The sequence below is a fragment of the Desulfobotulus pelophilus genome (assembly GCF_026155325.1).
GTDB classification, from domain to species: Bacteria; Desulfobacterota; Desulfobacteria; order Desulfobacterales; family ASO4-4; genus Desulfobotulus; species Desulfobotulus pelophilus.
Genome location: NZ_JAPFPW010000002.1, coordinates 147,712 through 169,787, shown reverse-complemented (window position 1 = coordinate 169,787; position 22,076 = coordinate 147,712). Strand labels below are relative to the sequence as shown.

The following is a 22,076-nucleotide window of genomic DNA, read 5'->3' as shown; positions in this document are numbered from 1 at the left end:
ATAAAAAAGGACCGTCTTTCCTCTCAGGGAAAAACGGTCCTTTCTGATTGTCCAAGCTGCCCTGTAGGGCTTACAGACTACAGCAAGCTGCTACTTACTTAGCGCCCAGCAGAGAAGCAATCACTTCTGCCTGAGGATGAGCATAAATCAGAATCAGTGAAACAACCAGTGCATAAATACACAGGGATTCGATCATAGCCAGACCAATCAGCATGGTAACGGTTACCTTACCGGAAGATTCAGGATTCCGGGCAACGCCTTCAACGGCAGCCTTAAGGCCAATACCCTGGGCCAGACCACAGAGTGATGCAGCAATGGCCAGACCGAAACCAGCGGCGGTAACACAGGCGATAAAAAACTGCAGTGCATTTGCTTCCATTGTAAATCCTCCTTACGACTTCTTTCAGTGAACCCCAGATTAAAAACAGTAAGTAGAAAGTATCGAAAAAACAGGCCCCCAAGTATTGCCTGTTATTCGCAAGAATCAACTATGACCGAAAACAGGCATATGGCTCTCCGGTCATTCCAGCCCTGACTTTTTAATGCGCATGCTCCATAGAGCCTGTGAAGTACATCACAGACAGAAGGAAAAAGACAAAGGCCTGGACCAGGGCCACAAAAATCCCCATGGCCATAATGGGCAGAGGGGCAAAAAACGCACCCGCAAGAACAAAGAGAATGATCAGTACCAGTTCATGCCCCATCATGTTTCCGAAAAGACGGAAAGAGAGTGAAAGAACACGGGCAAGATGGCCAATAATCTCAATGGGGAGTATAATGGGTATCATCCACCAGACAGGGCCTGTAAAATGATGAATATAATGAACCCCGTGATATTTGATACCAATAAAATGGGTCATGAAAAAAACTACCAGCGCACAGGATGCGGTGGTGTTGAGGCTGGCCGTGGGCGGGAAGAAACCCGGAACAAGCCCTACAAGGTTGCTCACGAAGATATAAATGAAAATCGTACCCACAATGGGAAAAAACCAGCGGCCTTCCTCACCGGTATTTTCCACCATGAATTCTTCAATACTGGAAATGAGCAGCTCAAAAAAGTTCTGCAGCTTTCCCGGAATCATGGTGATGGTGCGGGTTGCGAGAAAACCGACACCAATGAGCATGGCCATTACTACCCAGGAGTAGATGACATGGGGATAGGCATGGGCAAAATGTCCCAGCCCGATCTTTTCAAAAATCCAGCCGAAAATAAGAAAGGGATGCTCCACGTTACGCCGCCTCCTTACTGGAGAGAATTTTCATCAATGCCACGATCGCCGCACAAAACAGGGTGACGACAACGACCGAAAGTCCCAGAATCAAACCTAAGGGTGCCACAAAGCGCCCGAGTATCAAAATAAAAATGATAATACCACTGACAATAAACCGAAGGTAATACTTGGCAATAATACTATGCACCGCTGCCGTATGGGGTGGTTTCAACGATTTTCTCAGAGTCCTGCCCAGCATGTGAAAATTGACCGTAACGATAAGACCGCCCAAAAAAACACCTCTGAAAAAGGCTGGGTCTTCCACCCATAATGATGCGGCACAAAAAACCGCCAAGACCACCCAGTTACCCCGGGACACAAACCGTACCAGACCTTGCTGAATATCCATCAGACCTTTCCCATTCTGCGGATCATCCACAGAAGATGCCGGAATGCGGCCGCAATACCCAGGCAGAGCCCGATCAAAACTCCAACTGGCTGGATATCCAGCCATCTGTCGACAAACACACCGGCAAAGACCCCAATGAAAACGGAAAAAGCCACGCTCATGCCCAGACTGCCGTAGGTTGCCAGCTCCCGCATTGTTTTCATTGTTTCTTTTTGCATAATCTTAGGTACCAGTTCCGATCTATTATGCGGCAAAATCCCCCTATAGCGGAATTGGGTTCAGATACCACAAGCTCTGGGACAAGGTCAATGGAATTTACCCTGTTCAGACCTTTTCATCTGAAAAAGACCTCTCCGCACCCCCCTCCCTGCCCCACACGTCCGATGAGGACAGCTGGGACTCCGGAATTGTGCAAAGCATCCAGACAGGCTTCCGCCGACCCTTCGTCCACGGCAGCCAGAAGCCCACCCGAAGTCTGGGGATCAACCGTAAGATCCTGTAACGCACGGGAAAGCCCCTTTGCAAAAACAAGCTGACGGCCACAAAACTCACGATTGCGGTATGCCCCACCCGGAATCAACCCCATGGCTGCATACTCTTCCACCCCTGGCAGAAGGGGAATATGGCCGGCTGTGATTTCCAAATCACAGCTGCTGGCCCTTGCCATCTCCAATGCATGTCCCGCCAGCCCGAAGCCGGTTATATCTGTCATGGCATGGACGGAAAAACCACAGAATATTTCCGCTGCCGTGCCATTCAGGCAGGCCATGGACCGGATCATGAAGGAAACAGTTTCTTCGGGAACGAGTTTTCCCTTCATAGCTGTTGTCAGCACGCCGGTTCCGATCACCTTGGTGAGAATCAGCGCATCTCCGGGTTTTGCCCCGCCATTGATGACCACCTTATCAGGATGCACGAGACCCGTCACGGAAAGCCCGTACTTAAACTCAGGATCCTCCACACTATGTCCTCCGAGAAGAACGGCACCGGCCTCTTCAATCTTTTCCAGCCCTCCGGCCAGCACCTCTTTCAGTACCTCTTCCGGCAGATCCTGTGCAGGAAAACAGACAATATTCATGGCCGTAAGGGGCTTGGCACCCATGGCATAGACATCGCTCAAGGCATTCGCAGCTGCGATACGGCCAAAATTTCTGGGGTCATCCACCATGGGAGTAAGGAAATCAAGGGTCTGGACCAGTGCCATAACCTCAGAAAGCCGATAAACGCCCGCATCTTCACTGTGTTTTATTCCAGCCAGAACATCCGGTGGACAATGGGGATTCAGACCTGCCATCACACGCTCCAGAACCCCTGGAGCCAGCTTGGCCGCTCAGCCTGCGGCCCTGACTTTTTCCGTCAGTGCCGGTCGGAACATTTTTTCATTCATTCCCTTCATCCTTATTGATATAGCCATGGCGCTTTGCATATCCCGGAAAAATCCGTACCGCATCCTTCAGGGGAATAAAGCCCATAAAAGCCCTTGCCCTCATCATACGGATCCGTACGGGAAGGCCCGTTATTTTTTTCAGACCCTTTACCCGGAACAGGGAGTGTTCCGGTGAAAAACTCTGATTATTAACGCCAAAATGGGCAGTGCCCAGTGACAGATGAAGAATCTGACGCCAGTTTTTTCCAAGATAATGCAGACGAAAAAAAAGATCTTCCAGCCTTTTTTTGTATTTTTGTATGCTCATGATGCTGTTCCCTAAAAGTTATCATGCTACATCATTCAACAATTCATGGTTTCTGACTAACGACAAATCAGTTCAGGACAAGACGCCCTGTACGCCATACCTCTTCAGCACATATTCCGGGTCCGATGCAAAGTTTTCTGGCTGTTTGTACAAAGCATTGCAATCCTTTCGGATCGAAGATTGGAAGGCCTGTACAAGAAAGGCGGCAAACGGCTTGATCCGGCACTCAAACCATGAGCCACCATAAAAACCCTTAGCTTTTTCAGACTGGAGGGCCGGAGAGTTTTTGCCAATTCCACAAAGGCCAAAAAGCTCTACGAATAAGATTCGTGGCACAAGCTGGCCGCTATGCATCTTCCTGAGAGGTCCGGCCCTTACCATACGAAAGAGTACGGCATTGATAATACCTGAATACTGTATCCGCCGTTACGGCAGAAGACCAATCACAGCCCCGAGTCTTCCCGTATTTTTTTCCCTGCGATAGGAAAACCATCCATCATTACAGCGGGTACAGACATTCAGACTGGCTATATGATCCGGCTGCAGCCCCGCATCCGTCAACTGTTTTTCCGTAATAGCCCAGAAATCAAAAAGATTGCCATTACTGCGAAAAGGTTCAAAGGCAGGAGGCAGCTCCTTTTTCCAGTTAACAAATTCCGCACAGCAGGGTCCAAGGGAAGGGCCGATACCCGCACGGATATCTTCAGGCCTGCAGCCATAATTCCCAGCCATCGCCTTCACTGTGGCGGCTGCAATATTCTGCACACTACCCCGCCATCCGGCATGGGCGGCGGCGACTACCTTTTTAACCGGGTCAGCAAAAAGAATGGGCTGGCAGTCTGCCGTAAGAATCATGAGGAGTTTGCCCGGAATATCCGAACAAAGAGCATCACCTTCCGGTGTCTGGTGATCGGCAAGCCCATCTCTGCGTCCATCCCTTTTTCCGACAATAAATACACGGTCACCATGCACCTGCCGCAGGGTGACAAGGTCCATGTCACGGCCGAAAAAGGCCAGTACCCGCCGCCGGTTTTCCGCCACACCTTCCTCCTCACCCTCACCATGAGCAAGGTTGAGACTGTCTGCCGGTGGCAGACTGACGCCGCCGTTACGGTCGAAAAAGCCATGCACAACACCGGGAATCGCAAGGTGCTCAAGGGTATCAGGCCTGATCATCTGGCATAAACCTCCGGCCTGCGCTCCTTCAGACAGGGAATGGTATTTCGATAGTCATTCATCAGGGAAAAATCCAATTCTGCTGTAAAAACACCAGCCTTTTCACCGGGATCTGCCAGAATCTGATCCGTGGGAGACACAATGAGAGAACCGCCCGGATAACGGAGTTCCCCATCCTCTCCACATCGGTTAGCGCCCACCACAAACAGCTGATTCTCGATGGCTCTGGCCCGGACGAGGGTCCGCCAATGGGTCCTCCGGGCAGTCGGCCACTGGGCAGGAACGGCCAGAATGCGCGCACCTTTACCCATGAGGGTTCTGGCAAGTTCCGGAAAACGCAGGTCATAGCAGATCATCACCCCAAGGGGTCCCAGTGAGGTTTCACAAACGTCGGCACGGTCTCCGGCTGCAAAACCTTTGCCTTCGCCTCCAGCGGTAAAAAGATGAATTTTTTTGTAACTGCCAGCAACCCTGCCATCCGCATCCACGACATGGGCGACATTATACACCCTACTCCCCTCAAGCACAGGCAGGCTGCCCACAATCACAAGGTTGCGGCGACGGGCCACAGCCGAAAGATCCGCAAGAATTTCTTCCGTTGCAAGGGCATGGGCTGCCAGATTCTTATAATCAAAACCGCAGGCCCACATCTCCGGCAGCACCGCAAGCCCCGGCAGGCACTGCTCCAGCGCATCCATGACAAAGGCCCGGTTTCCGGCTCTGTTGTCCCTCTGTACGTCAAACTGTACAACACTAGCGTTTACACGTTCCATGGTAGTTTCCTTTTATCCCATCTGCACGGCAATGCACTTTGCATCAGCCGTGGGAAACCGTATCGGAAAAAACATTCAGCACCACCACACCGGCCACAATAAGAGATAAACCCAGAATAGCAGCCCCGTCCAGCTTCTGTCCAAAAAAAATCCAGGCCAGAAGAGCAATCAGTGCCACCCCGGCACCCGCCCATACAGCATAGGCAATGCCAACGGGAATGCTTCGCAAAGTGATGGACAGGCAATAAAACGCAAGGGTATAGCTAAACAATACAGAAATGGAAGGATAGAGTTTTGTAAAACCATCACTTGCCTTCAGTGCCATTGTACCACAAACTTCAGCAACAATGGCAATGGACAAAAAAATCCAGGGCATGGGTAATCCTTTTCTTCTGATGATCCGGTATCCTGTTCCATTCTCACACAGGCATTATGAACAGGAAAGGTTTTAGGGTCGGTGACCCGCTGTGAGAACGCTGACGGAAAGCGCACCAGCTCTCACAAGCGCCCGTGAACATGCATCTACTGTAGCACCCGTGGTAAAGACATCATCCACAAGTACAATATTCTCACCCGTCACGGAAGCCCTCAGGCCAAAAGCCCCCCTCACATTGGCCCGCCTTCCGGTTCTTCCAAGCCCTGTCTGGGACAGGCCATCACGCAAACGAACGAGGCTCTTTACATCAAGGACGGGACCGGATCCGGATTGCCAGCCCATGGCATCCATGAAGGCCTTTGCCAGAAGTATGGCCTGATTGAAGCCCCTTTTTCGAAGAGCTTTATCTGTCATCGGAACGGGCAGGACACGATGGGGAATTACTGGAAAATACTGTTCAAAGGTTATGGCCATCATCCGGCCCAGGGGAGCTGCCAGCTCCGTCCGGCCCTGGTACTTCAAACGATGGATGATGTCCATAAGATTGCCCTCAAAATGACAGGCAGCTCTGGCCATTTGAAAGGCCGGAGGATGGGCGAGGCAGTGTCCGCAGACATGCTCTCCTTCACCCGCTTCAAAGGGAAGGCCACAGATACCGCAAAAAGGAGGGACAAGGATGGAAAGATCCTTTGCGCAGACAGGACAGAAAAATCCGGCCAGACAGAATCTTTCCACCCCGGCATCGGGCCAGTCCAGAGGTGCCCGGCAAAGCTGACAGGCATGGGGCAAAAGGCCCCGACCCAGTAAGCCAAGCCATGAAAAGGGATTCATGCTCATGAAAACTTACTCCGGTTTCACCACAACCAGTAGCATTTTGAAAGGCTCTTCCGCATCCAGCGCATGGGGGATACCGGCAGGCATGACCACACTCTCCCCGGCCTTAAGGGTGAGCACCTTTTCATCAATGGTGATCACGGCATGCTCACCATCCAGAATATAGACAAAAGCATCACCCGTGGAAGCATGGGCGCTGATGCCCTCCCCCTTGGCAAAGGCAAAAAGCGTCATGCCGACACCCTTTTTCTGGGCAAGGGTCCGGCTGACCACACGCCCTTCCTCATAGTCCACCAGCGCCGTAAGGGGAAGGGCTTCCGAAAAGGCGATATTTTTGATCAGGGTCTCTTTTTCCATGGTTAACCTCCTTATACTGTTAAAAATTATAATTTACAAAATAACGGCAGATAAATTTCCTTCTGCCTGATACCACCATAGAGCCTGTCCGCAGGCCATGTCATTGATGTAAATCAATAAAATAAGACGCTCAGATAAAAGTGAGCAGAAGACCTCCCAGCGCTGTCAGCAGCACCACCAGCCAGGATGGAAATTTCCATATGGAGAGAAACACAAAGGCTGCAAGGGCCAGTGCAAACTCATGGGGTCCCCCTATGGCACTGGTCCATACGGGATGGTACAGGGCCGCCCCCAGAATACCCACCACGGCAGCATTGGCACCCTGCATCAGGGATCGGGCCGCAGCCATCTGCCGGAAATGGTTCCAGAAGGGCAGAACCGCCAGCAGAAGCAGGAAGCCCGGAACAAAAATACAGACAAGGGCCAGACCTGCCGCCATCAGAGCAGGCAGATCCCCACTGCCCACCATGCCCAGATAGGCGGCAAAGGTAAACAAAGGACCGGGAACCGCCTGAGCAGCTCCGTATCCGGCCAGAAAAGCATCCGGGCTCACCCAGCCGGACTGCACCACTTCCGCCTCCAGAAGAGGGAGCACCACATGTCCCCCACCAAAAACAAGGGCTCCCGCACGGTAAAAAGCATCCACCAAAAGAAGCCCCTGTACGGGCCAAACCTGTGCCGCCAGAGGCAATCCTGCCAGCAGCAGCACAAAGAGCACCAGACAGAACAGTCCTCCACGGCGGGATACGGGTACCTTAAGATCGCCCGGAGAGGCCTCTCCCTCTCCCCGGCACAGCCATAAACCGGCCAGGGCACCGCCTGCTATGGCCATAACCTGACCCATGGCTCCTCCCATGGCAATCACCAGCAGTACGGCTCCAAGGGCAATGGTTGCCCTCTCCCTGTCCGGACAGAGGGTCCGGGCCATACCCCAGACCGCATGGGCCACAATGGCCACGGCCACAATTTTCAATCCCGTAATCAGACCCGTGCCCACAGGGCCTTCCAGAAAAACACCCCCCAGAGCAAACAGAACCAGAAGAAGGGCCGATGGCAGGGTAAAGGCCAGCCATGCGGCAAAGCCTCCCATGAACCCTGCCCGCATCAGCCCGAGACCAAAGCCCACCTGACTGCTGGCAGGACCGGGCAGGAACTGGCAGACGGCCACAAGATCCGCATAGTCCTTATCGCTGAGCCACTTTCTCCGATCCACGAACTCATTACGAAAATAGCCCAGATGGGCAATGGGACCGCCAAAGGAGGTAACGCCCAGCACACCAAAGGCCTTCAGCACTTCTCCCACACCTGCAGCCCAACCCTTTTTTTCTTTCATTTCCCCCTCCATTTTTAAGAATCTTCTCCTGCAGCCTCTCCGGCAAATTCTCGCATCTGAACAATGGCAGTCCCAAGCCCTTCCCGGCCCTGTTCTGTAATCCGGTACAGCCTGCGCCGGGTTTTCCCTTCCTGATCCTGACGGGACACAAGGTATCCTTTTTTTTCCATGGCATGGAGCATGGGATACAGGGTACCCGGGCTCAGCCTGTACCCATGGCGGGCCAGCTCATCCATGATCCACTGGCCGCAAACCTCATGCTGAGCCGCATGGTGCAGCACATGCAGACGGATAAAACCAGACAAAAGATCTTGAAATTTCATCGCTCTTCTCCATTACGAATTTCAATATCGAAATCCGTAATAAAAGTCAAATCAGAACCCGTCAAGTCTCAGCTGCTTTGATGATGGCAGGCAAGGGATGGAATCCCTGCTGGAAATAAACCGTACAGGCCTGCCAGTCTGGCCCAGAACCAGACAACAGTACCCCTGGCTGCTATACAAAAGCCAGGGGTACTGTGTTAATAAGAAACAGCTCTATTTCAGTCTGTAACAGGGGCTACTCTCCGGTTCAGATCCCAGACCAGATCCGCTTCCGGAAGCAGGGGCAGATACCCCAGCCATGGATGGGAATCCAGATGGTCCTGACTCTGCTGCAACTTGCGACTGTGTTCTTCAATGGGAGGAACAATGTCTTTGATATTGCCCTCAAGCTTTGGTGCCGTAGCATAGCCGGTGGCCTGCATGGCATAATTCACAGCATCCTGACTGTACTGCTGGGAACGGGCCAGAGTTTCCAGTGCTTTGCCCGGATTATGGAATCCTGCGCTGTTTTCCGCTGATACCCAGTCCCAGAACATCTGTCCCTTACGGATTCTCTCCTGAGCCGCCATGATCAGAGAATCGTAATTATCCGGTTTTTTCCCCTCAAACTCACGGGCAAGGCGCACGGCTTCATGGGCCTTCACGGAAAGATCCTGAGCCACCATCAGCTGCTCCCAGGTGCGTTGCTGGGTATACAGAACCCGGTCCTTAAGATATTCTGGAGATTTATCACTGTGACACTGCCCACAGGTCCGGCTGATGCTTTCAGCACTTTTCAGGGGCGAAGTCCAGTGGTGGGAAGATATTTTCTTTTTGCCGTCCATGCGGCGATAGGGCATATGACAATCGGAACAGGAGACACCGGCGGCCCCGTGGGGACCATCATACCAGGTTTCAAATTCCGGATGCTGAATTTTGATCATGGGTGTATCGGAAACCGCATGGGTCCAGTCCACAAAATTTCCCTCAAAACCCTCCCGTTCCGTAGAGCCTTTATCTTTGTAATATTCGTAGACATTTTCTGGATTTCTACCCAAATCCCACGGAAAGACGGGCTTGGCAGCAGGTCCAAACTTTTTATCCTGAAAATAGTATTCCACATGACACTGGGCACAGACTAAAGAGCGCATTTCATTTCTGGAAGCCTCCCGCCAGTCCTGGCCCATGCGTTTCAAAGCCTCATCCAGCGGCACACTGGTAATTCTCAAATCCATACCCTGGGGATCATGGCAGGTGGCGCAACCGATGGTATGGTCATCCAGATCCAGCTCTTCCCTGAAGGAATGAAATTCCATGGCCCAGAATTCATCGTCATATGTATCCACCCATTCGATCATCTTGGGCGTTTTGCAGGTATAGCAGGTGGAGGGCAGCCCCGCCTCTTCGCTGTAGCGGTTGATGCGATCAATGTGCAGCACATCATAAAGGGCATAGGTGTGGCCTCTGGCCCGGTTATACTCAAAACTGAAAGGATAACCCATCCAGAGGTTTTTCAGATAGGGCTGGCAGTATTTATAGGCCCTTGGCAGATCACCGCAGAGGTGTTTTTCATGGGGAACGGAGCCCGCATATTCGGTCATCTGTGTGTCATCATTGTTGGCAAGGAAGGTTTCGTAGTGCAGAGGAAACTGTTTTTTAAAGGCAGAATTGCGGATTTCATCCGCCGCCAGTTTCGTTTTGTAAGAGGGTGTTTCAGGATCCGGCACCTGGGTACAGCCCCCCAAAACCAATCCCGCTGTCAGAAGACAGCATACCACAAGCAGCCGGATCTTCCGGCCAGCACTCCTATTCATTGGCTACCCTCCTTTCCGCAATGGGCGACTTGGAAAAATGAGGTACCTGACGGTGGCAGTCCGTACAGGATTCCTTAGCATCCGCCACGTTGATGTTGGTCATGGTGTGGCAGGCCATGCAGTTTTCATTGACCACATCCTTTGTGGCCTGCGTCGTGTGAATCACATCCAGAACATCGCCAAAAGTATTCTGGTACACATCCTTGGCCCCTGCCCTTGCCTTGAACATGATTTTCCGGATACCACCCTGAGGTGCATGGCAGTCATTGCAGGAAAGGGAGGCATGCACCGAATTCTGCTGGGTGCGCACCACCTCATACATGATGTGACAGGATCCGCAAAATGCGGGCTCATCCGTGGCTTTCATGGAAAAATCCGCTGCCGCATACATACCGGCACCCACAATCAGCAGACCAAGGGCCAGAAGCAGGGTTTTCATGCCGCCGGGAGGTGCCTTCATAAAAACCTCCTGTTTCAAACAAGTCCATAAAAGTTGATGCACTCGCAAAAACTCTTGTTTCAGAATTTGTGTGTTAACAATATCAGTATTTTGCAGACATAAAAAAGGCTGTTTTTGACTTTTTGAGAGAGCATCAAAGTCAGGATGCAGAGAAAAACCTCCGCATCCGTTCAGACATTAACGGCCCGCCATCATGGCGGCCACATCTTCTTCCACAGAGGCAATGGGTTTGATGTCAAATTTTTCCACAAGCACCTTAGCCACAGCCGGAGACAAAAACGCCGGCAGTGTGGGACCAAGGCGGATTCCCTTAACCCCGAGGAAAAGGAGGGCCAGAAGAACGGCTACGGCCTTCTGCTCATACCAGGCGATATCATAGGAAATGGGCAACTCATTAATATCTTCTAAACCGAATACTTCTTTCAGTTTCAGGGCAATCACGGCAAGGGAGTAAGAGTCATTGCACTGGCCCGCATCCAGCACCCTTGGAATTCCTCCGATGTCTCCCAGAGCCAGTTTATTGTAACGGTATTTGGCACACCCCGCCGTAAGGATGACCGTATCCGGGGGAAGACTTTTCGCCACCTCCGTATAATAGCTGCGGCTTTTGTGCCTTCCGTCGCAACCAGCCATGACCACAAAACGGCGGATGGCACCGCTCTTTACGGCCTCCACCACCTTATCCGCCAGTGCCAGGACCTGATTGTGCGCAAAGCCCCCCACAATGCTTCCCTCTTCAAGGCTGACCGGTGGTGCACAGCTTCTGGCTTTCTCAATGAGGGGAGAGAAATCCCTGACTCCGCCTTCGGCCCGGTCGGCAATGTGCATAGCCCCTTCATAGCCCACCACACCCGTTGTAAACAGACGGTCCAGATAGGTATTGTCTTTTTTTAAAGGCACAAGACAGTTGGTGGTGAGAAGCACGGGACCGTTAAAGGATTCAAACTCATCATTCTGGTGCCACCATGAACCGCCGTAATTTCCCACAAAGTGCGTATACTTTTTAAAAGCCGGATAGTAATTGGCGGGCAGCATTTCTCCATGGGTATACACGTCTATGCCCGTACCTTCGGTCTGACGGAGAAGCTCTTCCATGTCCTTAAGATCATGGCCGGAGATCAGAATTCCCGGATTGCTGCCCACACCGATATTCACCTCACTCACTTCAGGGTGACCGTAGGTTTTCGTGTTGGCCTCATCCAGAAGGGCCATGGTGCTGACGGCCATTTCTCCGGCCTTCATCACAAGGCCAATCATGGCATCTACGGACAGCTCCTTTGTGGTGGACGCCAGGGCTTCCATCATGAAATCACCAATTGCTTCCTTATGGAATCCCAGAACAGCCGCATGCTCCGCATAAGCCGCAATGCCCTTAAGGCCTATGGTCAGAAGTTCTCTCAGGGAACGGACGTCCTCGTTGTCCGTTAGTAAAACGCCCACCTTTTTTGCCTTTTCCTCAAAAGCAACCGCCGAAGCCGTCCAGACAGCTGCTTCCGGAAGAGAATCCGCACAATCCTTTCCGTTTTTTTCACGGTAAAGATCGCTGAATTTTCTGGCGATCGTTTCTCTGCGCCGCAGGCCTTCCTCTATCATGGAGGTAAAGCGGGCGTTATCCCAGTTGGCATTGGTAATGGTGGCAAACAGACTTTTCAGAATAAAATCATCATGGCTTCGGTCGGCAACACCCATTTTGTTGAGTTTTTCTCCATAAACGGCAATTCCTTTCAGCACAAAAATCAAAAGGTCCTGCAGATTGGCGGTTTTTTCGGGTTTTCCGCAAAAACCTTTTACGGTGCAACCCGTATTTTTCATGGTTTCCTGACACTGAAAACAGAACATGCCATACCTCCATTCCGGATGTTGTTAGGTAGTGCCCTGCAAGCCCTGCGCTATCGTCATGGGAAAACAGGCACGAACAAAAACCGTGTTTAGCCGCGACTCAAAGGAAACTCTCTCCATCAGGAACGACAGAGAACGACAGAGAACGACAGAGAACGACAGAGAACGACAGAGAACGACAGAGAACGACAGAGAACGACAACCCTGCTCTTCTACTGCCTGAAACTCAACAAGAGACTTCACTCCACCTGCCCGTATTGATCGGCAGATGCTTTTGAAACAATGAAAATCTTGATTTTACCCTGTTTACTGTACAGACCAAGCCATAAAAGTTCAACGATTTTTAAAATTTGAAGATCCGCCATCAACATGGCACGACTTACTTGTTATGCCCTGTCTAAAAACGGTTGAGCCAGCTCCTTCTCACCACCCGCAGGATACAGGCCGGAACCTGTTTCCTGTCTCATCCACAGAACTCCCTATCATCCCTGCTCTGTTCTGTCCTTGATCTGGATCAAGGACAGCCTTTCCTCCATCCTGCTACAGTGCAATCCGGTATCAGACCCTGAAAGGAAATCCTATGACTGTCAGACAATCGCCCATCTGCTTCCAACCGGCTCTTTCCGACAGGGACGTTATGGATGCCATGAAAGCCATTGAGGGCTACATCGACATAACCCCCTCTGACTTCAGGGAAATATACAGACTGGCTTTTCGTCACGCCATAGACCGGGTGCTCCATACAGCCTCTGCCCGACAGATCATGACACCCGATCCCCATGTCATTCCCATGGATATGAACCTGATGGAAGCGGCAGGCATCCTTGCCCGTGCCAGGATATCCGGAGCCCCTGTTGTGGATCCCGTATTCCGTGTGACAGGTGTTGTATCCGAAAAAGATTTCCTCACGGCCTTCGGACTTGACCCCTCCGCTTCCTTTATGCAGATCATCCGGCATTGCCTCCTCAGTCAGGAATGTTTCCAGCCGTCTACAGGCAAGGATACCGTATCTGCCATCATCAGCCGACCCGCCATCACCGCTGGTCCGGATGCATCGCTGTCCCTTCTGTCCGGGCTGATGAGCGAAAACCGTATCAACCGGATTCCCATTGTGGATTATGGAGGAAAAGCCATTGGCATAGTCACCCGCGGGGATCTGACCCATGCCATTGCCGCACTCAAACCATAGAGGAAAAAAATGATTTTCTGGCAAAAACTCAAAGGCCGGACCCAGAGTCCTCCAAGGGTAGGTATCCGCGAAATTTTCTGGTCATGGTTCTCCAGCTTCGCCGGGTTGGCTGCCGTAGGGTTCACCCACTATCGTTTTTTAGAACCCCATGGAATGATTCTGATTCTGGGGTCTTTCGGAGCGTCAGCAGTGCTGATTTACGGAGCCATACGAAGCCCCCTGGCTCAACCCAGAAATCTTATGGGCGGGCACATGCTTTCCGCCTTTGTGGGAGTAACGGCTTTCCGAATTGCGGGAACGGAACCCTGGTTCGCAGCAGCCCTTGCGGTTTCCACTTCCATTGCCCTGATGCACCTCACCCGGACCCTGCACCCGCCCGGTGGGGCTACGGCTCTCATTGCTGTTATTGGAGGCGATGGCATTCACAATCTGGGGTATCTGTATGTCCTCATACCAACAGGCCTCGGTGCTCTGATCATGCTGTTGATTGCCCTCATCCTCAACAACCTGCCTTCATACAGGCGCTATCCTGAATTCTGGTGGTGAAGCCGGTGCCGGTACAAGCAGCGGGCTCAAGAAAATCCCGCTGCCGGCCCTCCATCCATGACCACAAGGTTGGAAGACAGCCCGCGGCAAACCCTGAAAAAAATAGCTCCCCTAACCTGACCTGTCCCATATCCCCATGTCCGTTTCATGGACTCAAAAGTCTGCTTTTCCATGAAAAAATACGCTCTCCGAATGGCCTGAAAGACCAAAAGCTCTGGACCTCTTCATAAAAATAGGGAATAATCCGATATTATCTCTTTCCATAATGTCCTCTGGCGACACGGAGGTCTTTTCGGTCTGCGTAACAAGGTAACCTGCGGTCTTTCTCTTTTACCCTGCATGCCCGGCCTTCAAAAAAGTCATCAAACCCATTGGACTTTTTTATGGTAATTCCCTATCCTCCAGAACATACAATCATCTTACCCCAGTAACAAGGAGTCCTGCCCATGGCCGTCAATGTCCGCTCCATTGGTTTCCGGCTGCTCAGCACCAGCCTTCTTTCCGTCCTGATTCCCCTGCTGGCCGTAGGTTTCATTGCCACGACCCGCTCTACCACAGCACTCACCCAGACAGCTGCGGAAAACACTCAGGGTATCGCCCAGGACCTGGCCACCTTAATGGACAATCTTCTCATGGCAGAAGTCCGGCTGGCCGATGCCTTTGCCCACGAAGAAAGTATCCGGGCTCTGGCCCGTGCGGCCAGGGAAAAAGGCGTGGAAGGCTCCCGTACGGAAGCCCTCCGTGTTTTTGACAATCTTGCGGTTCAGTTTCCCAAACTGGGAGGTAATTATCAGGGAGTTTTTGTGGCCAACGCCACAGGCCAGCTTCTTACCGGTATACTGTCCAATGGCTCGGAATATATCGGGCATAACATAGCGGGAAATGATGAATTCAAAAAAGCCCTTGCCTCCAGAAAAACCGTCATCGGCAATGTGCTGTACTCCCAGGCCACAAAAAAACTGGTGCTGCCCATCAACTCTCCCATTCTTTCAGAAAAAGGAGAGTTCCTTGGTGTTTTTGCCACGGTTATCAACGCGGAATACCTGACAAATATCGTATCCACCCGAACCCTGGGGCGTACCGGTTATGGCTACATGCTCAATGAAAAAGGGGTGGTTCTGGCCCATCCCGTGCCAGACACTATTCTGAAAACCGACATCAACAACATCCCTGAAATGAGTCACATTGTCCGGGAAATGTTGGGTGGCCGGGCTGGTGCCGATGAGTATGTGTTCCGGGGAGTACGGAAAATGGCGGGCTTTGCCCCCATCAAGAGTACGGGATGGCTCATGTCCGCCACCCAGGATCATGCTGAATTCCTGGAAAGTTCCAGAGATGTGCGCAACGCCGTTATTTTCGTCATTGTCATTTCCCTGATTCTTGTGGGCATCATTGTGAGCCTTCTAGTCCGTTCCATCGTGAACCCCATCAATGCGGCCGTGGCTGGTCTGCGGGACATTGCCGAAGGCGAAGGGGATCTCACCATGCGCCTGCGGATGAACTCCCGGGATGAGGTGGGTGAACTGGCACGATGGTTCAATGTTTTTGTGGAAAAACTCCAAGGTATTATCCGGGATATCGGCGGGGGCGTCAATACACTGGCCTCCTCCTCTACTCAGCTGTCTTCCATTGCAGAAGACATGCAGCAGGGTGTGCAGGATGTATCCGGACGTGCGGAAACCGTAGCCGCCGCTTCTGAGGAAATATCCACCAACATGACCCAGTCCGCATCCGCTCTGGAACAGTCTTCCAGTAACACCAACCTTCTGGCAACCGCCTCAGAGGAAATGTCAGCCACCATCAGTGAAATTGCCCAGAATGCCGGCCGGGCCAGACAGATCAGCGACGATGCCTCAGGCAAGGCTACCCGGATGTCCAGCCATATGGAAAGGCTCAAAAAAGCAGCTGACGCCATAGGGAAAGTCATTGAAACAATCACAGAAATATCAGAACAGGTCAATCTTTTGGCACTGAACGCCACCATAGAAGCCGCCCGGGCGGGCGAAGCGGGCAAAGGCTTTGCCGTGGTAGCCAATGAGATCAAAGAGCTGGCCCGACAGACCGCTGCAGCCAGCCAGGATATACGGGAAAAAATTGAAGATATTCAAAGCACCACATCCACCACCATTCGGGAGGTCGGTGAAATCACAACCGTGATCAATGATGTCAGTGAAGTGGTCGGCAATATTGCCGCCGCCGTAGAAGAACAGTCCACCGCAGCCAGTGAAATTGCGGGGAACGTGTCTCAGGTTTCCCGCGGCATTGAGCTGGTCCATGAAAATGCCAACCAGAATGCCACGGTGGTTGGCGAAGTGACCAAAGACATTGCCAGTATCAGCCATGCCATGGGCCAGATGACAAACCGCGGCAATCAGGTCAATGAAAGCGCAAGGGATCTTTCCCGTCTTTCCGAATCCCTGAAAACCATGGTAGACCAGTTCAAAATATAAACCCACGCCGCCCTGCCTCCCGGCAGGGCTTTCGCCCCAAAAAAACACAGTTACCCATACAGCCACGCGTTTTTCCTTTTTTTACTCAGCTCGCAAGGAGGGATCAATGACACAGCGCTCATGGACCATTGGTAAAAAACTTATCACAGCCTTTACCGGTGTTGCCCTTATCACCCTTTTTGTGGGTATGGCGGGTTTCTACGGGGCAGACAGGGGCCAGAAAGCCATTACGGACATCGGCACCATCTACCTCCCATCCGTTGACAGCCTGCTGATGATGGAAAGCAATCTTCAGAGGGCACGGGGCAACATCCGTACCCTGGCCATACCGGGACTGCCACAGGATCAGCGCCAGCGCCAGTATGACGGATTTGCAAGAGCCAGAGCGAATTACCAGACCGCATCCCAGGCCTATGCCCCCCTTCCCAAAGCCCCGGAAGAAGAACGCCTCTGGAACGACTTCCGTACGGCCATAACGGCCCTTGCCCGCGAAAACGACCGCACCATGGAAATGTCACGTTCCATTGATGCCAATGGTGTCAGTGACCCCATGGCTCTCTCCAGAAATCTGGAGGCCTTCACAAAGGATCACTACATCGTGGTCCTCCAGATTCGGGAGCTCATGGAGAATCCCCAAGCCCGGTTTGATGGGGGAGACAGCCACACCGCCTGCAATGCCGGTCGTTTTTTTCAGACTTTTCGCACCGAAAATCCAAAACTTCTTGCAGCCATCCGGGATGTGGAAAATCCCCACCGCCGTTTCCACGAGGCCGTGGCACGCATCAAACAGCTTGTGGATGAGGGAAGAACAGAGGCTGCCAGCCAGCTTTTCCACAATGATCTTTCCCCCGCCATGGGAGCCGTTTTTTCCGGTTTTGCAGCCATGCAGTCCATTGCCGATGAGTCCGTTGCCCTGTTCAACCAAATGAAAGATCAAACGCTTACCGTGACAGCACAGAGGGAGAGAGATGCTCTGGGCATTCTTGCCCAGATTCTCGAAATAAACCGTGAACAGGCCCGGACGGAAACCAGCAGCGCTCAAAATGAGGCTGTATTTATTGAGGTTCTTGTTATTGCTGCCTCCCTGATAGGAGTCCTGCTCGCCCTGGTGCTCGGCTTTACCATCACCCGCAGTATCAACGCCAATCTCAGCCGTGTCATCGCCGGTTTGAATGAAGGTGCGGATCAGGTTTCCTCCGCCTCCGGCCAGGTGTCTTCTGCCAGTATTTCCCTTGCCGAAGGAGCCAGTGAGCAGGCCGCTTCCATTGAAGAGACATCTTCCTCCATGGAGGAAATGTCTTCCATGATCAAACAGAATGCGGACAATGCCGGAGAAGCCAACGCCCTCATGGGGCAGACCCGGCAGGTTGTGGAAACGGCCAACCAGTCCATGCAGGAACTGACAGGCTCCATGCATGACATATCCAAAGCCAGTGAAGAAACCTTTAAAATCATAAAAACCATTGACGAGATAGCCTTCCAGACCAATCTTCTGGCCCTGAATGCCGCTGTGGAGGCAGCCCGTGCGGGCGAGGCGGGTGCCGGTTTTGCCGTAGTGGCGGATGAAGTAAGAAACCTTGCCATGCGGGCAGCGGAGGCGGCCAGAAACACAGCCACACTCATTGAAGGCACGGTAAAAAAGGTCAAGGAAGGGTCAGGTCTTGTCACGCGGACCAATGAAGCTTTCAGGGAAGTGGCCAGCCGCAATATTCAGGTGGGACAGCTCGTTGCGGAAATCGCCGCCGCATCCAAGGAACAGGCACAGGGTATTGAACAGATCAATAAAGCCACGGCGGAAATGGATAAGGTCACCCAGCAGAATGCGGCCAATGCCGAAGAATCGGCATCCGCCGCCGAGGAAATGAATGCACAGGCTGAACAGGTCAAGGGGATGGTGCAGGATCTTATGGCCATGGTGGGAGGCTCTTCCCGGAAAAATACAAAGAACCGGTATCAGGACCATGCATCCGACCGGTATAGGGAAATGAACGCTGCTCCGCCCCTGCCCAGGCCCAAAGCCACCTCTCACCAGAGCCAGCCGAAAGGGCTACAGAGGCCGGGCACGCCGAAGGGAAGGGAAATCAATCCCAGACAGGTCATTCCCATGGATGATGATGAGGATTTTACCCGTTTCTGATTCCAAATCTTACCGGAAGCTGCCATCGGTACCCGCCGCCTACGGTACGATTCGGCCATCCTCTTCACACAGCCCTCTGCATACAGGACACAGCGGTTTTTTCCATAATCACAGGAAAAAGCCGCTGCCTCCCTTCCGTCTCCGGGAGACACTGCCATGAAGCCTCATGATGCCAATCCACCCGCCCAGTCCTCACCTTCCCTGTCTCAGGAGGAGGAAATGACAAGGCTTAGCAAAACGCTGGCGGAAAAAGATGCCGACCTGGCTCGCCTGCGTCAGGACAAGGCACATCTTAAGGCCATCATTGAGCACTCTCCTGATATCATCATGCGTTTTGACCAAAACTTCCGCCATCTTTTCATCAGCCGGGCCATTGAAAAAGTATACCCCATGGCGGCAGCAGAGTATATCGGGAAAACCCATGGCGAACTGGGATTCAGCCATGAGGAGTGTCAATTCTGTGAACACATTCTGCAAAAAGCTTTTTTTTCCGGGGAACCCATGGAAGGAGAAATCCCCTTTCGTGGTATCTATGGACAAAGAATTTTTAACTGGCGGCTGATACCGGAATACGGATCTTCCGGCAAGGTGGATACCGTACTATGCCTGGCAAGAGATATCACCGCACAGAGGACTGCGGAAAAAAGCTATGCCGCCCTTTTTGCCACCATGCCCTATGGCTTTGCCCTCCATGAAATCATTCGGAATGAACAAGGAGAGGCTGTGGACTACCGTTTCCTTACGGTCAATCCGGCCTTTGAAAGACTCACAGGGCTGCCCCAAAAGCGTATTACCGGCAAAAGGGTTCTTGAAATCCTTCCGGATACGGAACCGGAATGGATCGAACGTTATGGCAGAGTTCTTGCCGGGGATTCTCCCATGCATTTTGAGTCCTTCAGCGCTGCCATGGCCAAACACTATGAAGTAACCGCCTATGCCCTTTCGTCTGAAACTTTTGTCACCCTCTTCCATGACATAAGCGAACGAAAAAAACTTCTGGCCCAACTGTCCCACTCCCAGAAAATGCAGGCCGTAGGCCGTCTTGCGGGAGGCGTAGCCCATGATTTCAACAACAAGCTGAATATCATTTCCGGCTATGCGGAATTTGCACAGGGTTTGCTGGAACCCTCCCATCCTGCCCATCAGGACCTTGATGAAATTCTGAAGGCTTCCCGTTCCGCCACGGAGCTGACCCGGCAGCTGCTGACGTTTGCCCGCAAGGAAGAAGATGCCTGCCCCGCTATCATTCAGGTCAATGCTGTGATCCAGAACATGCTGAACATGCTGCAGCGCCTGATCGGTGAAAACGTCCGGCTTGTCTGGAGGCCCGGCGAAAATCTGCGCCCCCTCTGCATGGATCCTTCTCACCTGGATCAGGTTCTGGTCAATCTCTGCATCAACGCCAGAGATGCTGTCGGACAGGAAGGCCGCATCATAATCGAAACCCGTAACAGCCATATCAGCCCTGCGGAAAGCTGCGAAATTCCGGACCTGAGTTCGGGAGAATATGTACAGATCAGCATCACCGACGACGGCTGCGGCATGTCGAGGGAGGTAATGGAGCAGGTATTTGAGCCCTTTTTCACCACCAAAAAAAAAGGAGAAGGTACGGGTCTGGGGCTGGCAACGGTTTATGGTATTATCCATCGGTACAAGGGAGTCATCAGAGTATACAGTGAAACAGACGTAGGAACCGTCTTCAGCATCTTTCTGCCAGCGCATCAGGGAAAATACCATGAGCCGGACAGGGAAATCCCTGATCCTGCAACCCGTATCGGCAGAGAGACTCTTATCCTTGTGGAAGATGACCCGGCCCTCCTCGCCCTCAATCAGGCCATGCTGGAACGGCTGGGCTATACGGTGCTCCCCGCCACCCTTCCCGGAGATGCCCTTCGGATGGCCGAGGCCAGTGCAGGTACCCTCACCATGCTCATCACCGATGTGATCATGCCGGAAATGAACGGGCCAACGCTGGCCCGAACCATGACGGAACACTTTCCGGGCCTTCACGTTCTTTTCGTATCAGGATACACAAAAAACATGCTCTGCCAGCAGGGCCTGGTAACAGAAGATATCCATTTTCTCCAGAAACCCTTTTCATTTCAGGAGCTGGCCCGTAAGGTACGAGAAATTCTGGACAGGGAAGGAAACAGCACCCATGCCTGTTTTTGACAAAAAGGCCATGATGGCCCGCTTCATGAATGATGAAGAACTGGCCATCAAAGTGGTACAGGTTTTTCTAGATGACCTTCCCAGGCAACTGGACCTGCTTCAGAAACATCTTGATTCCGGAGATGCCGATACGGCCTGCAGGATTATCCACAGCATCAAAGGGGCCTCCGTTAACGTAGAGGGGAATGAACTGGCAAACATTGCAACCGCAGCGGAAAAAGACGCGCGCAGGGGAATTCTCGGTGCCGTTCAGGCCCACATGCCAGCCATAGATCTTGCTTTCCAAAAACTCAGACAGGCCCTGATTCAGGCCTTTTCCATAAAGGACATTCCATGACAGCCCTGCACCGGCGTATCCTTGTGGCCGAAGACGATCTGACATCATGCACCATTCTGGATCTGACCCTTACAAAATGGGGATATTCTCCTGTTATGGCGGAAAACGGAGAGATCGCATGGCAGATTCTGCAGCAGCCGGACAGTCCGCGTATGCTGATTCTGGACTGGATGATGCCAAGGCTCAACGGCATTGATGTGCTGCACCGCATCCGCAGCATTAAACAGACCATCCCTTTTTATGTACTCATGCTCACCACCCGGGACAGCAAGGCGGATATTATTCAGGGGCTGGATGCAGGAGCCGATGACTATCTTACCAAGCCCTTTGACCCGGGTGAACTGCGGGCAAGGGTCCAGGTAGGTTTTCGCGTACTGGATCTGCAGGAACGGCTGGAAGCAAGAATCAGTGAGCTGAACAACGCCATGGAGCACATCCGTGCCCTTCAGGGCATTCTTCCCATCTGCAGCTTCTGCAAAAAGATCCGTAACGACAAAGGGTACTGGGATCAGGTGGAAGCCTATATCTCCCGGCACTCCGGCACACAGTTCTCCCACGGAATATGTCCGGACTGCCTGAAAGCCCATTATCCCGAATTTCAGGAAGAAGATTTCTGAACCTGAAACCGGCATCCCATCCAACAGGGAACCTCACTAAAGGGCAGGAA

General features: G+C 52.4%; 23 protein-coding genes. 7 read left to right on the top strand and 16 right to left on the bottom strand.

Annotated features, from left to right (window positions below; genetic code table 11):
* Positions 1-94: 94 nt before the first annotated feature.
* The 16 genes from atpE to hcp form a co-directional block, all read right to left on the bottom strand.
* Positions 95-379 (bottom strand): ATP synthase F0 subunit C, encoded by a 285-nt coding sequence (atpE, locus tag OOT00_RS02895; RefSeq protein ID WP_265423786.1) that lies wholly within the window; start codon positions 377-379, stop codon positions 95-97.
* 160 nt (positions 380-539) lie between these two features.
* On the bottom strand, positions 540-1,229 hold the full coding sequence (gene atpB, locus OOT00_RS02890) for a F0F1 ATP synthase subunit A (protein ID WP_265423785.1): 690 nt from the start codon (positions 1,227-1,229) through the stop codon (positions 540-542).
* Between the two features lies 1 nt (position 1,230).
* Positions 1,231-1,620, bottom strand: coding sequence for an ATP synthase subunit I (locus OOT00_RS02885; protein ID WP_265423784.1), 390 nt, complete (start codon positions 1,618-1,620; stop codon positions 1,231-1,233).
* A complete protein-coding gene (locus OOT00_RS02880) occupies positions 1,620-1,823 on the bottom strand; it encodes an AtpZ/AtpI family protein (RefSeq protein WP_265423783.1) in 204 nt (67 codons plus the stop codon). The genes OOT00_RS02885 and OOT00_RS02880 overlap by 1 nt, the downstream gene beginning before the upstream one ends.
* A 131-nt stretch (positions 1,824-1,954) precedes the next feature.
* Positions 1,955-2,995 carry a selenide, water dikinase SelD gene (gene selD, locus OOT00_RS02875; protein WP_438266392.1) on the bottom strand — a complete coding sequence of 347 codons (1,041 nt, stop codon included), beginning with the start codon at positions 2,993-2,995 and terminating at the stop codon, positions 1,955-1,957.
* A 4-nt stretch (positions 2,996-2,999) separates the two neighbouring features.
* Positions 3,000-3,314, bottom strand: a complete 315-nt coding sequence (locus tag OOT00_RS02870; protein WP_265423782.1) for a hypothetical protein — start codon at positions 3,312-3,314, stop codon at positions 3,000-3,002.
* A 426-nt stretch (positions 3,315-3,740) separates the two neighbouring features.
* Complete coding sequence (pgeF, locus tag OOT00_RS02865) at positions 3,741-4,490, bottom strand: peptidoglycan editing factor PgeF (RefSeq protein ID WP_265423781.1); 750 nt, start codon at positions 4,488-4,490, stop codon at positions 3,741-3,743.
* Entirely contained in the window at positions 4,487-5,263 is a 777-nt protein-coding gene (locus OOT00_RS02860; protein WP_265423780.1) for a carbon-nitrogen family hydrolase, read from the bottom strand. The genes pgeF and OOT00_RS02860 overlap by 4 nt, the downstream gene beginning before the upstream one ends.
* Positions 5,264-5,306: 43 nt before the next feature.
* On the bottom strand, positions 5,307-5,639 hold the full coding sequence (locus tag OOT00_RS02855; protein WP_265423779.1) for a DMT family transporter: 333 nt from the start codon (positions 5,637-5,639) through the stop codon (positions 5,307-5,309).
* Between the two features lie 72 nt (positions 5,640-5,711).
* A complete protein-coding gene (locus tag OOT00_RS02850; protein ID WP_265423778.1) occupies positions 5,712-6,476 on the bottom strand; it encodes a ComFC family protein in 765 nt (254 codons plus the stop codon).
* A gap of 6 nt (positions 6,477-6,482) precedes the next feature.
* On the bottom strand, positions 6,483-6,830 hold the full coding sequence (locus OOT00_RS02845) for a cupin domain-containing protein (RefSeq protein ID WP_265423777.1): 348 nt from the start codon (positions 6,828-6,830) through the stop codon (positions 6,483-6,485).
* Positions 6,831-6,960: 130 nt separating this feature from the next.
* Positions 6,961-8,163 carry a chromate efflux transporter gene (gene chrA / locus OOT00_RS02840; protein WP_265423776.1) on the bottom strand — a complete coding sequence of 401 codons (1,203 nt, stop codon included), beginning with the start codon at positions 8,161-8,163 and terminating at the stop codon, positions 6,961-6,963.
* A 14-nt stretch (positions 8,164-8,177) separates the two neighbouring features.
* On the bottom strand, positions 8,178-8,486 hold the full coding sequence (locus tag OOT00_RS02835) for a PadR family transcriptional regulator (RefSeq protein WP_265423775.1): 309 nt from the start codon (positions 8,484-8,486) through the stop codon (positions 8,178-8,180).
* Between the two features lie 218 nt (positions 8,487-8,704).
* Positions 8,705-10,279, bottom strand: coding sequence for an ammonia-forming cytochrome c nitrite reductase subunit c552 (locus OOT00_RS02830; protein WP_265423774.1), 1,575 nt, complete (start codon positions 10,277-10,279; stop codon positions 8,705-8,707).
* Complete coding sequence (locus OOT00_RS02825) at positions 10,272-10,739, bottom strand: cytochrome c3 family protein (protein ID WP_265423773.1); 468 nt, start codon at positions 10,737-10,739, stop codon at positions 10,272-10,274. Before OOT00_RS02825 ends, OOT00_RS02830 begins: the two co-directional genes overlap by 8 nt.
* Before the next feature lie 177 nt (positions 10,740-10,916).
* Entirely contained in the window at positions 10,917-12,578 is a 1,662-nt protein-coding gene (gene hcp, locus OOT00_RS02820; RefSeq protein ID WP_265423772.1) for a hydroxylamine reductase, read from the bottom strand.
* Between the two features lie 580 nt (positions 12,579-13,158).
* Between hcp and OOT00_RS02815 the strand changes: the two genes are divergently transcribed.
* The 7 genes from OOT00_RS02815 to OOT00_RS02785 all read left to right on the top strand — a co-directional run bounded on the left by OOT00_RS02815 (position 13,159) and on the right by OOT00_RS02785 (position 22,026).
* Positions 13,159-13,767 (top strand): CBS domain-containing protein, encoded by a 609-nt coding sequence (locus tag OOT00_RS02815; protein WP_265423771.1) that lies wholly within the window; start codon positions 13,159-13,161, stop codon positions 13,765-13,767.
* 9 nt (positions 13,768-13,776) lie between these two features.
* Complete coding sequence (locus tag OOT00_RS02810) at positions 13,777-14,313, top strand: HPP family protein (RefSeq protein ID WP_265423770.1); 537 nt, start codon at positions 13,777-13,779, stop codon at positions 14,311-14,313.
* A 446-nt stretch (positions 14,314-14,759) separates the two neighbouring features.
* On the top strand, positions 14,760-16,763 hold the full coding sequence (locus tag OOT00_RS02805) for a methyl-accepting chemotaxis protein (protein ID WP_265423769.1): 2,004 nt from the start codon (positions 14,760-14,762) through the stop codon (positions 16,761-16,763).
* A gap of 106 nt (positions 16,764-16,869) precedes the next feature.
* Positions 16,870-18,900 (top strand): methyl-accepting chemotaxis protein, encoded by a 2,031-nt coding sequence (locus OOT00_RS02800; protein WP_265423768.1) that lies wholly within the window; start codon positions 16,870-16,872, stop codon positions 18,898-18,900.
* A 156-nt stretch (positions 18,901-19,056) separates the two neighbouring features.
* Positions 19,057-21,072 carry a hybrid sensor histidine kinase/response regulator gene (locus OOT00_RS02795; protein ID WP_265423767.1) on the top strand — a complete coding sequence of 672 codons (2,016 nt, stop codon included), beginning with the start codon at positions 19,057-19,059 and terminating at the stop codon, positions 21,070-21,072.
* A complete protein-coding gene (locus tag OOT00_RS02790) occupies positions 21,059-21,409 on the top strand; it encodes an Hpt domain-containing protein (RefSeq protein WP_265423766.1) in 351 nt (116 codons plus the stop codon). The genes OOT00_RS02795 and OOT00_RS02790 overlap by 14 nt, the downstream gene beginning before the upstream one ends.
* Positions 21,406-22,026 carry a response regulator transcription factor gene (locus OOT00_RS02785; RefSeq protein WP_265423765.1) on the top strand — a complete coding sequence of 207 codons (621 nt, stop codon included), beginning with the start codon at positions 21,406-21,408 and terminating at the stop codon, positions 22,024-22,026. The genes OOT00_RS02790 and OOT00_RS02785 overlap by 4 nt, the downstream gene beginning before the upstream one ends.
* The last annotated feature ends 50 nt before the right edge of the window (positions 22,027-22,076 follow it).